General features: G+C 39.5%; 18 protein-coding genes and 1 pseudogene. 12 read left to right on the top strand and 7 right to left on the bottom strand.

The window, feature by feature from the left end:
- Positions 1-27: 27 nt before the first annotated feature.
- The gene (locus tag PN838_RS11320) at positions 28-1,191 is read left to right on the top strand and encodes a retroviral-like aspartic protease family protein (protein ID WP_272180727.1); all 1,164 of its coding nucleotides are present in this window, start codon (positions 28-30) and stop codon (positions 1,189-1,191) included.
- A 62-nt stretch (positions 1,192-1,253) separates the two neighbouring features.
- Here PN838_RS11320 and PN838_RS11325 read toward each other — a convergent pair whose 3' ends face one another.
- The 7 genes from PN838_RS11325 to PN838_RS11355 form a co-directional block, all read right to left on the bottom strand.
- Positions 1,254-1,790, bottom strand: coding sequence for a choice-of-anchor A family protein (locus PN838_RS11325; RefSeq protein WP_272180728.1), 537 nt, complete (start codon positions 1,788-1,790; stop codon positions 1,254-1,256).
- A 9-nt stretch (positions 1,791-1,799) separates the two neighbouring features.
- Entirely contained in the window at positions 1,800-2,138 is a 339-nt protein-coding gene (locus PN838_RS11330) for a hypothetical protein (protein ID WP_272180729.1), read from the bottom strand.
- A gap of 382 nt (positions 2,139-2,520) precedes the next feature.
- A complete protein-coding gene (locus PN838_RS11335; protein ID WP_215964211.1) occupies positions 2,521-2,796 on the bottom strand; it encodes an HU family DNA-binding protein in 276 nt (91 codons plus the stop codon).
- A gap of 249 nt (positions 2,797-3,045) precedes the next feature.
- On the bottom strand, positions 3,046-3,207 hold the full coding sequence (locus tag PN838_RS11340) for a hypothetical protein (RefSeq protein ID WP_272180730.1): 162 nt from the start codon (positions 3,205-3,207) through the stop codon (positions 3,046-3,048).
- Entirely contained in the window at positions 3,204-4,250 is a 1,047-nt protein-coding gene (locus tag PN838_RS11345; protein ID WP_272180731.1) for a tetratricopeptide repeat protein, read from the bottom strand. The genes PN838_RS11340 and PN838_RS11345 overlap by 4 nt, the downstream gene beginning before the upstream one ends.
- A 15-nt stretch (positions 4,251-4,265) precedes the next feature.
- A complete protein-coding gene (locus tag PN838_RS11350; RefSeq protein ID WP_272180732.1) occupies positions 4,266-4,595 on the bottom strand; it encodes a hypothetical protein in 330 nt (109 codons plus the stop codon).
- A complete protein-coding gene (locus tag PN838_RS11355) occupies positions 4,582-5,820 on the bottom strand; it encodes a tetratricopeptide repeat protein (RefSeq protein ID WP_272180733.1) in 1,239 nt (412 codons plus the stop codon). Before PN838_RS11355 ends, PN838_RS11350 begins: the two co-directional genes overlap by 14 nt.
- Before the next feature lie 217 nt (positions 5,821-6,037).
- On the opposite strand from PN838_RS11355, the gene PN838_RS11360 reads away from it, so the two are divergent.
- The 11 genes and pseudogenes from PN838_RS11360 (at position 6,038) to PN838_RS11410 (ending at position 13,519) form a co-directional block, all read left to right on the top strand.
- Positions 6,038-6,637, top strand: a complete 600-nt coding sequence (locus PN838_RS11360) for an LON peptidase substrate-binding domain-containing protein (protein WP_272182572.1) — start codon at positions 6,038-6,040, stop codon at positions 6,635-6,637.
- A 76-nt stretch (positions 6,638-6,713) separates the two neighbouring features.
- Positions 6,714-7,331: a sigma-70 family RNA polymerase sigma factor gene (locus PN838_RS11365; RefSeq protein WP_272180734.1), complete on the top strand. Its 618-nt coding sequence runs from the start codon at positions 6,714-6,716 to the stop codon at positions 7,329-7,331.
- A complete protein-coding gene (locus PN838_RS11370; RefSeq protein WP_272180735.1) occupies positions 7,324-8,013 on the top strand; it encodes a ChrR family anti-sigma-E factor in 690 nt (229 codons plus the stop codon). Before PN838_RS11365 ends, PN838_RS11370 begins: the two co-directional genes overlap by 8 nt.
- Positions 8,014-8,033: 20 nt before the next feature.
- Positions 8,034-8,979: pseudogene (locus tag PN838_RS11375) on the top strand (YbgA family protein).
- Positions 8,980-8,985: 6 nt separating this feature from the next.
- Positions 8,986-9,453, top strand: coding sequence for a deoxyribodipyrimidine photo-lyase (locus tag PN838_RS11380; protein ID WP_272180736.1), 468 nt, complete (start codon positions 8,986-8,988; stop codon positions 9,451-9,453).
- Complete coding sequence (locus PN838_RS11385) at positions 9,446-10,360, top strand: cryptochrome/photolyase family protein (protein ID WP_272180737.1); 915 nt, start codon at positions 9,446-9,448, stop codon at positions 10,358-10,360. Before PN838_RS11380 ends, PN838_RS11385 begins: the two co-directional genes overlap by 8 nt.
- A complete protein-coding gene (locus tag PN838_RS11390) occupies positions 10,360-10,806 on the top strand; it encodes a nuclear transport factor 2 family protein (RefSeq protein ID WP_272180738.1) in 447 nt (148 codons plus the stop codon). Before PN838_RS11385 ends, PN838_RS11390 begins: the two co-directional genes overlap by 1 nt.
- Positions 10,799-11,164: an SDR family NAD(P)-dependent oxidoreductase gene (locus PN838_RS11395; protein WP_272180739.1), complete on the top strand. Its 366-nt coding sequence runs from the start codon at positions 10,799-10,801 to the stop codon at positions 11,162-11,164. The genes PN838_RS11390 and PN838_RS11395 overlap by 8 nt, the downstream gene beginning before the upstream one ends.
- Before the next feature lie 16 nt (positions 11,165-11,180).
- A complete protein-coding gene (locus PN838_RS11400; RefSeq protein WP_272182573.1) occupies positions 11,181-11,525 on the top strand; it encodes an SDR family NAD(P)-dependent oxidoreductase in 345 nt (114 codons plus the stop codon).
- Complete coding sequence (locus PN838_RS11405) at positions 11,526-12,782, top strand: NAD(P)/FAD-dependent oxidoreductase (RefSeq protein WP_272180740.1); 1,257 nt, start codon at positions 11,526-11,528, stop codon at positions 12,780-12,782.
- Positions 12,779-13,519 (top strand): DUF1365 domain-containing protein, encoded by a 741-nt coding sequence (locus PN838_RS11410; protein WP_215964220.1) that lies wholly within the window; start codon positions 12,779-12,781, stop codon positions 13,517-13,519. The genes PN838_RS11405 and PN838_RS11410 overlap by 4 nt, the downstream gene beginning before the upstream one ends.
- Position 13,520: the final 1 nt, after the last annotated feature.

The raw sequence follows: 13,520 nt of genomic DNA on the forward strand, positions 1-13,520 counted from the left end.
ATAAGCAAATAAGATAATAGGATTAATATGTACAAGCAGATTTGTGTATTGTTAGCTGTCCTATTATCGATTTCAGTTGGTGTGAATTTCTATCTATTTAAAACACTACACTCACCGAATACAAACGACGAACAACCATCACCTTTAACGCCAAATAACACAACGGCGACTACTATAGCCATAGAGCCCAAACTCACTGAGCAAGATAACAGTGACCTTGATGCTGCAATTAGAGCATTTTCTGAACATGATTTTGCACTCGCCATTGAAAAATATGACGACCTGATTAAATTAGAAGAACAGTCAGCACTTCAATTGAGACATAAATGGCGATTGAAAATAAAGTACTGGCTAGATAATAATGAACTAATACTCGCCAAGCAATTTCTACAGACAATATTGCATTACCAGCCTTTTGCCACAGATTTCTTAGAATTAGAAGCTTACCGACAGGAACTCAATGGCAACTTCATCGAAGCAATAGATCTGTATTATTTGATTTTGAGCGATACATTCGATCCCGCAGAACAAATCCGACTAACGGTTTTATTACATGCGACCATTCAGCAGTATCAAACATTGTTATCTAACGAACAACAATGGCAGGAAATAATCACCCTACTAGAACGGGCCATTTACGAAGAACCAGAACACCTTTCTTTTCAGCTCAGTCTTGCTCAAACCTTAGTAAAACTAGGCCAATATGAACGAGCCAAAGTGTTGCTTGATGACATTATTGAGCAGCAAGAATACGAAATTTCGGCTAACGAACTGCTGGAACAAATTGAAAAATTGGAAATTGGTCAGCAGGCAATTCCCCTACAACAGGCGGGCAGTCATTATTTAGTTACCGGCCAGTTTGGGCCGCAAAGCTCAGTCGCATTAATGATCGATACGGGAGCGAGTATGTCGGTCTTAACCCAACAACATTTTGATAACTTAGTGAATTGGCAATATCCGACTTACGTCCGAACCTCGGAATTTAATACCGCAGGTGGTCTGGTCGACGCACCAATATATCGGTTCGATAGATTCAGTATTGGTGGGTTTACCGTCAATGACATAGAGTTTGCAGTGATAAACATGCCAGAATTTTCGAGAGGCTCAGGTTTATTAGGAATGAACTTTTTACAACATTTTGTATTTCAAATTGACCAGCAAGACAATCAACTTATCCTGCAACATCGTTAATACCGAACGCAGTACGCAACAGAATAATACTGCTACGTACTTAATGCCTTTGCAAACTTAGCCTACTCTTCTATTTTAATTTTAGTTGTTTTTGAAAAACCGCTAAAACGCCAGAATATTGCCATTAGTACTAATACAAGCAATATAAAAGAACTCGGCTCTGCAACATCGGTAATCGAACTATCCGCTGGAGACAAAGGATCGTAATTAAATTGACTAGCAGACTCTGTACGCCAGCTGTTAGCGATTAGTTGCCCCCATTGCGTTACTGAGCCAGTACCAATTACATTTGCCTGTGGCGCTAATATAGAGGCATATACGGTGCCATCCATTTCTATGTATGTAGCATCAACAAAGTTATATAGAACATCAACATCTGAACGCCCATCTAAACTCGAATCACTATAATTAAGATGAAGACCATTAATGTATTGTCCGCCCCAGCTAATATCAGCGTCAGCGCCAGTAATATTGAGTACAACCTGACCACTGAAAATACCACTTATCGCTATTTCAGTGACATTAAGTAAATCGGCAGCATCAAATGAAAAATAGTGAATGTCGTTGTTGCCAGTGCCGGCCGCTGCGGTTAATTCCAACTTACTAGACTAGGGTTTATTTACCGTACCAGTAGCAGAGTTCTCTGTTAGGGCTGTAGACAAATCAATTAGATGCTCAAATGCATCACCATATTGCGCAGCCGTTGTTAGCAGCGCAGGTGGCGTTGGGATATTAAGTTCATCTAACATCTGACCAAAATAATTTTGTTGGCCACTCGTATTCGTGATTTCGCCGCCAATTGCGCTATGCCCCTGAACATCACCAGTTGAGTACTCATACGTCTCTTTAATAAAAACGGTGTACTCTTCAGCGGCACCTAGGTCAATCATCCCAGCACTTGCAATGTGGGAAAATAATAAACCTATAACAATCACTAAAACTTTCATTTGACGACCATCTTCCTATTTAAAGTTAACACTGATACCAATTTTCATGGTGGATAATAATGTAACTAAACAATAAATGACAGCGCTGTCTAAATAAATAGGGATTATCCCTACAGCGGGAGAGATGGGACTCAGTAGTAATTCAAATTTGTGGAAATTGGTTTTTGGTCGAGTAACTAATTACATCAGCAAGTATGCGTTATTGGAGTTCGATGTATGCGTGTTTGAGTGCATCGAATTCGATAGAAGTGTAAATAAGATTTAGTTAACTATATTTAGGGGGTTGTAAGGTATCGCGAATGAGAAAGAAGGGTGGAGGAAGTTAAAAATAAATTATCGCGGCCCAAGATTCGGTCCGCGACAATTACCAATAAACGCTAAATTATGCGTTTACAGCGTCTTTGATCGCTTTACCGGCTTTGAAAGCAGGAACTTTAGCAGCAGCGATTTGAATAGTTTCGCCAGTTTGAGGGTTACGACCGCTACGAGCTGCACGCTCATTTACTTTAAAAGTACCGAAACCAACTAGAGATACATCACCGCCGTCAGCAAGTTCACCAGTTACTGTAGAAATAAAGCTATTTAGCGCACGTTCCGCATCAGCTTTAGTCATATCTGCACTTTGTGCCATTTTTTCGATCAATTCACTTTTGTTCATTATTTTATCCTATTGTTAAGACTTTCAGTATCCTAGGGACTTAAAAAATAAAATTCAACACTTTCATTCCCTAATTAACGAAAATGTCACAGCATCGCTAAATAAACAACAAAAACTTGTTATAAAACGACCAATTCACCATTATTTGGGGCCTGCCGAGGAAAATTAACCTACTTTTAAAAGTTTTGCTAGTAGCAAAGTCAAAAGTCTTGAAAATTGTCACAAACCTATCCCAGTCAACAACGAATGTTAAATATTGTATTGAGTCATTAAACTTTGCAACCTTTGTTTTTCTTTATTCGAACTCAATTCGTATCTTTTAATTTGACGATTCGCCAACGTCTTTTTGTCATTTAGCAACAAAATTTCGATGTAATTAACAAAAATAGTTTCGTCTATGTTGTTCTTCATCGCTTCCATTGCATTGGCAAGTAACTCCTCCGCTCGGTCGAACTCTTTTTCTTAACAGCGACCGACGCCAAAGTGTCCATTACACTGGCATTAGTAGGTTGGATCTCTAACGCTTTAGTTGCGTATTCTTCTGCGAGCTTCAAGTCACCTTGCTGCAGTACCAAGTAGGCTAGGTTATTTAAGGCAACAAAGTTGCTGTCGTTTAATGCTACCGCCTTTTTATAGGTAGGAATCGCGCTCGATTGCGAAACAGATAATTGTAAACCTGCCAGTATCATTAAATTAATCTGATCCTTAGGTACCGCTTCAACATGAGCCGTTAAAAAATCGATTGCAGCAGACTTGTCGGCGGTATTCATAATCGCTTTCATCATTAGCGTTGCGTTTTCGGAGGTTGGTCGTGCTTTGTACGCAATTTCTAAGTTCGTTTTGGCATCTTTATACTTTTTGTCCACAAACTGTAGCTGGCCTAATAACCCTTTGGTATAAGGTCTTTGAAGTTCGCTTTTAGGTAATAAGTCATAAGCAGCTGCGGCTTCGTCATAATCTTCGTTTGTTATTAACAACTGAATATGAAAAAGGTCAATTTTGATGTCTTCACCACCCAGCTCATTTTTAAAACGAGTTGTTAATTCAAGTGCTTTTTTGTGATCACCTCGCATTTGAAGAACTCGTGCCATTCCAAAGATCGCAACTGAATTATTTGGTTCCTTTTCAAACCACTTACGATATATTTCCACGGCCTTTTCAAAGTTATCATTTTTCACATAAGCGTTAGCAAGCGACTGCCAATAATCCGCTGGGGTATCCGTTTTTATCGACTCAAATAATGCGATAGCTTTGTCATTTTCGCCTTCAAGCAAATACATTTTGCCCAACACATTGATGATTTGAGGCGCATTATTATTTTTAATCCGTAAACTCTCTAAATGCGAAATCATTTTAATTGGCTGTTTAAGAACTTTAGCTAACACATAGCGTTTTAAAACAGCAGGGATAAAGTTAGGAAATTTAGCAATCATCTTGTCAACTTCAACCAACACAGCAAACTGCTCATCCTAGCTCGTTGTAGGCATGAGATTAATGACAGCCAATTGTGGTGACGGTTCCGTTGGTCTTATTTTTTGAGCTTGAAGATAACTTGCGGTAGCTTGTTCTTTCTCATTTTTACTTACTGCAATCGCCGCCATTAACATATGTCCATCAAACTTCATGGCGTCTTGCTGCAACCATTCCTGTGCAATTTTGCTTGCTTCCTCAAATTTCCCAGACCGTAAATAACTATTTGATAATACCTGTTGAACAATGACTTTTTGATTCTCATCATTCGTTAAATTAGGCAGTGAATTTTCTAAATCTAGAATCCCCGACACATCATTTAGCGACAATTTCACCAGACCAAATTGAGTTAAGGTTTCCCTTCCAATTTATTCTCTTCGTTACGCATAATAAGCTGGCTAGCTTTCTTTTTTCACCCGATTGACTCAAAGCTCCAGCAATTGACGACAATAAAATTGCATCACGTTCGTCCAATTCAACAAAGCGTTTAACCGTATCGTTGGCCTCAAGTGCATAGCCTAATTCTAACTGTGACTTAGCTAATAACCTTAACGCTTGGTGATTTTCCGGTAAGGCACTTGCGATAAGATTTAAGTGTTGATAAACCTCTTCAAACTTTCTAAGTTCAAATGCAGCTGCACCGGCAACAAGTCGTGTTGGTATGTCTTCAGGAGAAGACATAATGGATATGTTGGCAAAATGTAATGCTTGTTCAAAATCTTTTTGATGGAATCGAACAAGTGCTTTTATTTGGTTAAGGTAAGGCTGATTTGCATTGATAGTCAGTAATTCATCAACTACTTCTTCTGCTTTTTCATACTTTTTGTAATCAACATAAAGTTGCGCAAGTAAAAAGTGATATTCGTATTCAAGCGGAGCAACGTCACGATATTTAGCGAGGAACTCGATACCAGCTTCAGCATCACCTTGTTTTAACGATTCTAATGCGGTTAATAATAGGGCTTCTGGATGTTCTGGTGATTTGTCTAAGACGGCTTTTAATTGAATTAACGCAGCATCATCTTGTTTTTTTAACTTATATTCCAAATAAGAAGTCAGTGATTTATATTCAGAGTTCGTTTTAATCTGCTTGATTTCATTGATGATACTTTGGGCTTTTTCTTCTTGTTGCCCTTGGATATAAGCTTTTGCTTGATAGTATCTAATTTTAACTAAGTCACTTTTTTTAATGCCTTTAGATTTTAGGTCAAGCTTTAACAGTTGTGAGTCTGCCCCCATTTTACGGTAGGCCTCTGCAACCAATGGCACGACTTCATCTGCGGAATAACTTAATTCAAGAGCTCGTTCGAGTTCTTTCTGTGCAAAAGCCCAATCACCACGTTCGAGATACAGCTTACCCAATAAAAATCGCGCTTCTGCATTTTGCGGTTCAATTCGCAAAACGTTCTTTAGCTGAATCATAGCGGTTTCGGTACTACCCTCAGAAAGTGCAGTTTGCGCTTCCTGCATATATTCTGTCGCCGATTTTTCGCCACATCCTTGGATTGCTAATACCGAACAAAAAACCATTGCAATTGTTCTTTTTCTAAACATGTTATGACTTCCTTTAATTTAGACAAGTAACTAAAATATCAGGCATTGCCACAGCTTGGAACTGTTTAGACGAAAAACTATTATCAATTGTTAAATAAACTTAATTATTTTGTTTTTAATCAAATTTAAATTTTACTTCTATACTTGATCCCAACACCTATCGTTTACGTAATAAAAGAATGTTTTAGTTTTACGTATTCTGGAGATCAACATTAATATTCTACGCTGCGCCGTATTCCCACTTTCGGTTTATCTTTTACCCGGTGGCATTACTAAGTTGAAAATATTTGAACAACGTTACATACGCATGGTTAAAGAATCGATGCAAAGTGGATTTGTTCTCAGTCTGTATAAACCAGATTTAGTCCACGAAAGCTCGCCATGGGGTGTACATGTCAGCATCGTTGACTTTGAGATGTTACCGGATGGCTTACTTGGCATTGTAATTAAAGCAAACAACTTAGTAGAACTGACCAACATGGAACTCGAACATGATGGTTTGCGGTGCGCAACAATCAGTGTTTTGGAGCATTGGCCCGAACGAGATGAGGATCAATATAGTCAACGACTCGCGGCGCAATTACAACAACTTATGACGCAAAATAAACAATATGGCTCGCTTTACCAAAATGCGTTATTTGACGCAGCGCCACAATGGCACAATCCCGTTTGGGTGAATCAACGTTGGCTCGAAATTTTACCAATTTCTTATCAACACCGTGCCAAGTTTATTCAATCATCAACTTTTGACGTCGCTCAAAACTTTATACAAACCATGGTCTTAGGGTTACAAAATTCGCCTACCATAAAAATATGAGCTATTGTGATCCAAATCATTTTAACCGCCGTACAACTGACTAATCGAAAATCGTTGAGTAACTATTGTGAACACAATGAACCGACATCAAGAACAGTCAGCTTTAATCGGCCAGAACAGGGCGATTATGGATAAAGACGACACATCGCAATTACAAGGCTGGATGCTGGCAGTTGCCGACAAACGTTGTAAGCAAAGTTTTGCTAACCTATTTTATTGGTTCAGTGGCAAGGTGCAACGCATGGCCAGTCGCCAAGTGCATAATGACGCCTTAGCGGCGGAAATAATGCAAGAGGCTATGACTCAAATCTGGCGAAAAGCCCATTTGTATCATGCTGACAAAGGTGCAGTGACAACTTGGGTTTATACTATTGCGAGAAATTTGTGCTTTGACCACTTACGGAAAAAGCAAACTCAATGTGAACAAAATATCTCTGACGATTTATGGCCTATTCACGAAGAGGTCGTGGTCGAAAGTGATGTATTTACTGATCATTTGTTCGATAAAAAACTCCTTCAGAAAGTAGAAAGTTTGCCTGAGAAACAAAAGCAAATTGTACAAGGTGTCTTTTTTCAAGAGTTTTCACAAGAGCAACTTGCCCGGCATTTGGACATTCCGCTTGGCACAGTTAAATCGAGACTTCGACTCGCCCTTTCACGTTTAAAACAAGAGTTTGGAGAACAAAATGATTAATCATCACCCTTCACTCGATATTTTACAGTCTTATGTCAAAGCGGAATTACCCGCATCTATTACTGTTGCGGTTTCATTGCACGTTGATATGTGTGCCACTTGTAAAGCGATTGTAGACGCAAAAACAGCTGAGGTCGCAGATGTAGAATTAGCAACTCAAGACTATGTCACCGATGGTGAATTTGAAACCCAAATGCCATCTGGAACAGAACCTGAACTTGATTTAGAAAATATGCTCAATGCAATTACTCAGGATGACTCACTTGCACGTATGGAACCTACTGCTCAGAAATTTTTTGAAGCCGGTAATAAAACACTACCAATACCAAGAGCATTATCAAACATCAATTTTGGTGATTGGTTAAACCTTGGCAAGCTTAGTCGCAGCAGAATGGAGATACCAGACGGGAATCTACGCAGCAGCATGTTGTACATAGGAGCCGGTGGTGAAGTACCACACCATACCCATAATGGTTTTGAAATAACGTTAATTTTAGACGGCAGCTTTACCGACGAAATGGGAAGTTACGGCGTCGGAGATTTTATGTGGCTCAATGGCGAGCATAAGCATCAACCTGAAACAGTCGAAGGCTGTTTATGTTACACAGTTGTCAGTGATTCATTGCACTTTAGTCATGGCGTGAGCCGACTGCTGAATCCCATTGGCAGATTAATCTATTAAGCTCAGTTAGGAGAGAATTGATGTCGACAGACAAAATTAAAATTGGCATAAGCGCATGTTTAACTGGACAGGAAGTTCGGTTCGACAAAAGCCATAAACGTTCTACATTTTGCATGGACGCACTATCTGAGTTTGTAGAATATCAGGCATTTTGCCCAGAAGTCGCCGTTGGATTACCGGTACCTCGCCCAACCATTAGGCAGATCCGCCACGAAGACATGATCAAAGTCAGTCGACCAGATGGCACTATGGATGTAACGGATGCGTTAACTGAGTATGGGAAAAAGTTGCTGAACAAACCGACCATCTTTCAGGCTTTATCTTTTGCGCCAAAAGCCCGAGTTGCGGTATGGAACGGGTAAAAGTTTATTCAGCAGACGGTAAAGGTTCAGACTCATCTGGTATTGGTATGTTTGCAAAACAAATCATGCTCAATAATCCTAATTTACCGTGTGAAGAAAACGGTCGCCTTAATGACGCGGCATTACGTGAAAACTTTGTCATGCGCGTGTTTGTTTATCGTCAATGGCAGGAACTCAAGGCGGCAAAAGTAACTAAACATGCCCTAACCGAATTTCATGCAAAGCATAAATATCTGCTCATGACTCATCACATAGCGACCTATAAAAAGTTAGGTAACAAATTGGGCACTAGCACCTTGCCGCTTGAAGAACTAGCAGAGCAGTACATCGCAGACTTAATGGCCGCATTAAGTAAAAATGCAACGCGTAAAGGACACTGTAATACATTGATGCACCTATTGGGTTACTTCAAAAGTTCTTAACAGCGAGTCAAAAGCAAGAAATGCTAGAAAACATAGATGGTTACAGTAAAGGACTTGTTCCTTTGTTTGCGCCATTAACTTTGTTTAGCCACTATTTAAAAGAATACCCTAACGACTATCTATCGAAGCAAAGTTATTTTTCACCTTACCCTTTGCAATTACGTCTGCGATACGGGTACTAAACACCGATGAATAATCATTCAATTATTTGGTTCCGCAATGACTTACGTGTAGATGATAATCCCGCCCTCCAAAACGCATTAAGCGCCAATACTAAATTGGCGCTGTTTTTTAATTGCGAACCACAGTGGCGAAAACACCAGATGGCGGAAGTTAAAATTAACTTTATTCATCGCCACGTTCAGTTATTAAAATCACAGTTAGCGCAGTTAGGTATCGAACTCCTTGTTATCGATACCACCGATTTTAACGAACAACACACTAGCCTTGCGAAATTGTGTGAACAACACGATATCACCACGGTATACGCGAACTCTGAGTTAGAACTCAATGAGCAAATTCGCGACAACAAGATCATCAAAAGTGGCATTAACTTACACCTTACTGAAGCCGATACGATAGTTCCCAAAGGGACCATCAAAAATAAACAAGGTGAGATGTATCGAGTTTTTCAGCTTACCGACGCATTTGGTTAGAGCAAGTTCAAATGACTGGGTTTTCTCACTTTCCCTTGAGAATCATCTCACTCAAGTTAACGACGCTTCCGACCAAAATCAGCTCTCAAGCAAATGGCCACTTGCAAACGAAGTTGAACAAACGGTTTTACCCACGTTCTTTCAAACTAAATTAGCAAATTATAAGGTGGACAGAGACATCCCTGGTGTAAAAGGGACATCTGGACTATCGCCTTATTTAGCCATCGGTGCGATAAGTGCCCGTAGCGTTTTAAAACGATTAATGTATAAACACCCAGACATTTTGTACTCGCCCGACAGTGCCGAATTTAGTTGGTTAAATGAGTTGATTTGGCGAGATTTTTATCGCCATCTACTGTTCCATTTTCCAGACTTAATCAAGGGCCGGAGTTTTAATGCCAAATACGATCAGCTTCAGTGGCCACCTACCGAAACCTATTTCCAATTATGGCGAGATGCTAAAACAGGCTTCCCTATAATCGACGCTGCGATGCGACAACTGCAACAAACCGGTTGGATGCACAATCGTCTAAGAATGATTGTAGCGAGTTTTCTTACCAAAAACTTACTCGTAAATTGGAGATTAGGTGAAGCTTATTTTATGCAGCAATTAATCGATGGCGACTTTGCGGCAAATAACGGTGGTTGGCAATGGTCTGCCGGCACTGGTTGTGACGCTCAACCGTATTTTCGAGTTTTTAATCCGCAGTCTCAAAGTAAAAAGTTTGATCCGTCTGGCAAGTTCATACGTACATATCTACCAGAGTTAAGAGATGTGCCAGACAAATACATCCATGCCCCTTTTGAATATCTTATCCAACAGGGTCAAGCGGATAAATACTGGCCTGAAATTGTCGACTTAAAATCGAGTCGCGTAAACGCAATAGAATTTTATGGTATGAAATAATGTCTAAGCAGCCAGATAAACCGCTATGGTTAAGCCAATTCATCGAAGTTTATTCACAACTTTCGGTTGAAAACGTCCATCATATAATTGATGTCTACCACGAAGATATTAAATTTAGTGACCCTGCACATCAACTTTCGGGTATGTCGCAACTGCTTAAATATTTTGATCAACTTTATAGCAATGTTACGGAATGCACTTTCGTTATAGACGAAGTATTTTTTCAAGATAAAAACGCCGCTGTATATTGGACAATGACCTATCGTCACAGACGTCTTAACAGCCACAAGCCAATAACCGTAACTGGTCACAGTAAACTTGTTGGCGAAAAAGACAGAGTCACTCACCACAAAGACTATCTCGATTTAGGCCAAATGGTGTATGAACATGTGCCTTTAATTGGCCTCGTCATAAAAAACTCAAAAATAAGTTATCGTCATGAGTGAGGCTAAAATTGCTCTGGTAACCGGAGCTACTTCTGGCATAGGTGCAGAAATTGCCAAAAACCTCGCAAACTCTTATCAAGTGTATGGTTGCGGCCGGAATGTAGATAGACTAAATACTCTGACTAAATCGAGTAAAAATATCTACCCGCTGCAGTTTGACGTCACCAACAAGCCAGAGATCGAAGAGGCCTCTAAAGCAATTTTTGATTTAGATTTAATTGTCCTAAACGCAGGCGACTGCGAATACATCGACGACACCATCAATTTTGATGACAAATTGTTTGAACGGATCATTAAAACCAATTTAATTTCCATTGGATATTGCCTCAATCTTTGGCTCCCAAGATTGAAACCTTAGCGGTCACATCGTTTTTATCGGCTCGAGTGTCACCTATTTTCCCTTCGCCAAAGCAGAAGCCTACGGCGCTTCAAAGGCGGGTATCAATTATTTAGCCAATTCAATGAGACAATCTCTAGCGCCAAAAGGTTATACCGTTACATTGGTCGAACCCGGTTTTGTCAAAACCCCTTTGACCGATAAAAACACTTTTGACATGCCATTTTTAATGACCGCCAAGGAAGCCAGTGACGCCATTGTTAAAGGAATTTCGAAAAAGAAAAATCGAATACGCTTTCCACTTATGCTTATTTTGACCCTCAAATTTCTTTCCCTTTTGCCTGTTAAGTGGCAGACATTGTTAACTGTAAAGGACGTTTAAATGAAAAACATCGCAGTAATCGGTACTGGCGTATCTGGCTTAGTTAGTGCTCACCTTTTATCTAAACGTCACAATGTCAATGTCTTCGAAAAAAATGACTACATTGGCGGGCATACTGCTACCGTTGAAGTGAATTTAGACGGCAAATCCTATGATATTGACACTGGGTTTATCGTATTTAATGACCGTACTTACCCAAACTTTCAAAAACTACTTGGTCAAATAAGCATAGACGAACAAGAAACTGAGATGAGTTTTAGTGTATTAAATACACTTACAGGTTTGGAATATAATGGGCACAATTTAAATTCCCTATTTGCCCAGCGCAAAAATATTTTTAGCCTGACCTTTTGGCGTTTGCTACGTTCGATTGTACGTTTTAACAAAACATGCAAATCCTTATATACGGAAGGGGCAATTGACCCAAACCTAACACTTGGACAGTTTTTAAAAGATCAGAAGTTTAATGATTTTTTTGCTCAACATTACATTTTGCCAATGGGCGCAGCGATTTGGTCCACCAGCCTAACTCAAATGCGGGACTTCCCGTTGCAGTTTTTCATTCAGTTTTTCTACAATCACGGCTTACTTAATATTAGTGATCGGCCCCAGTGGTATGTCATTCCGGGTGGCTCAAAAAATTATATTCCTAATTTAATAAAACCCTTTGCCGACAACATCATTTTAAACTCAGATATCGCCAAAGTTATTCAAGATGAGACAGGCCCGATCATCGAGTTTTCAAACGGTGACCAACAACAATTTGATGAAGTCATTTTAGCCTGTCACTCAGATCAAGCACTTGCCCTATTAGATAATCCAACCGCCCAGCAACAAGATATACTGGGTGATATCGAATATTCACAAAATGAAGTCATATTACATACCGATACCAATTTATTACCCAAACACAAACTCGCTTGGGCCAGCTGGAATTATCAACTCGACGACAATCGAGATCAACCCGCTGCGGTGACCTACAATATGAATATTTTAATGGGATTGAAAAACACACCACACACGTTTTGTGTCACCTTAAATCAATCTCAAAACATTCAACCTGACAAAGTATTAAAGAAATTTATTTACCATCACCCCATCTTTAACAACAAAAGTTTTAAAGCACAAAAACGCCGAGAAGAAATATGTGGAACCAATAACATTCACTTTGCGGGTGCTTATTGGTACAACGGATTTCATGAAGACGGCGTTAAAAGTGCACTTGATGTAACCGCAAGGTTTGGTCTCTACCTATGAGCAAACAGCTCAACAGCGGCTTATATGTTGGACAAATAAGACACCGCCGTTTTAGCCCTAAACAACATGAATTCAGTTATGGCCTGTTCATGGTTGCCATTGATGTTGATGAAATCCCACAATTAACGCAACAGTCTCGATTATTTGGCACAAACTGGTGGTCACCACTAAGATTTAAGCAATCGGATTACATGAAAAATAAAAGTGATCCAACTGATTTAAAAAAACGTATTAAAGACAAAGCGCTGGAATTAGGCGAAAGCCGAGAAATTGACAAAATAATACTTGTTGCTCAATGTCGTTGTTTTGGTTTGTATTTCAGCCCAGTAAATTTTTATTTTTGCTATAGCCAAAATAAGTGCGTGGTGATGATAGCTGAGGTTTCTAATACACCTTGGAATCAGACTCACTATTATTTAGTTAACTTAGACGTGGTTGGTGGGAGTACCAATAAAAAGGACTTCCATGTGTCACCATTTATGCCAATAGACATGACTTATCACTGGCGGGTGAGCCCTCCAAAAAGCAAGTTACTTGTGCATATTGAAAACCACAAAACTGACAAAGTATTCGACGCAACATTGACCCTTAAAAAGACAGTGTTAAACCGCCGAAATCTGTTAAAAGTGCTGTTTAAGCATCCCTTAATGACATTCAAAATCGTATTAGGGATTTATTGGCAAGCGGCTAAATTATTTGCGAAACGTATACCGTTTATCGCAAACCCAAAACCTTGAG

The sequence above is a fragment of the Psychrosphaera algicola genome, assembly GCF_028401425.1.
GTDB lineage: Bacteria > Pseudomonadota > Gammaproteobacteria > Enterobacterales > Alteromonadaceae > Psychrosphaera > Psychrosphaera algicola.

Bases quoted from the DNA above. Each gene is read 5' to 3' on its own strand.
- PN838_RS11320 (WP_272180727.1), top strand. From the start codon at position 28: ATGTACAAGCAGATTTGTGTATTGTTAGCTGTCCTATTATCGATTTCA.
- PN838_RS11330 (WP_272180729.1), bottom strand. From the start codon at position 2,138: ATGAAAGTTTTAGTGATTGTTATAGGTTTATTATTTTCCCACATTGCA.
- PN838_RS11335 (WP_215964211.1), bottom strand. From the start codon at position 2,796: ATGAACAAAAGTGAATTGATCGAAAAAATGGCACAAAGTGCAGATATG.
- PN838_RS11340 (WP_272180730.1), bottom strand. From the start codon at position 3,207: ATGAAGAACAACATAGACGAAACTATTTTTGTTAATTACATCGAAATT.
- PN838_RS11355 (WP_272180733.1), bottom strand. From the start codon at position 5,820: ATGTTTAGAAAAAGAACAATTGCAATGGTTTTTTGTTCGGTATTAGCA.
- PN838_RS11365 (WP_272180734.1), top strand. From the start codon at position 6,714: ATGAACCGACATCAAGAACAGTCAGCTTTAATCGGCCAGAACAGGGCG.
- PN838_RS11370 (WP_272180735.1), top strand. From the start codon at position 7,324: ATGATTAATCATCACCCTTCACTCGATATTTTACAGTCTTATGTCAAA.
- PN838_RS11380 (WP_272180736.1), top strand. From the start codon at position 8,986: ATGAATAATCATTCAATTATTTGGTTCCGCAATGACTTACGTGTAGAT.
- PN838_RS11390 (WP_272180738.1), top strand. From the start codon at position 10,360: ATGTCTAAGCAGCCAGATAAACCGCTATGGTTAAGCCAATTCATCGAA.
- PN838_RS11395 (WP_272180739.1), top strand. From the start codon at position 10,799: ATGAGTGAGGCTAAAATTGCTCTGGTAACCGGAGCTACTTCTGGCATA.
- PN838_RS11405 (WP_272180740.1), top strand. From the start codon at position 11,526: ATGAAAAACATCGCAGTAATCGGTACTGGCGTATCTGGCTTAGTTAGT.
- PN838_RS11410 (WP_215964220.1), top strand. From the start codon at position 12,779: ATGAGCAAACAGCTCAACAGCGGCTTATATGTTGGACAAATAAGACAC.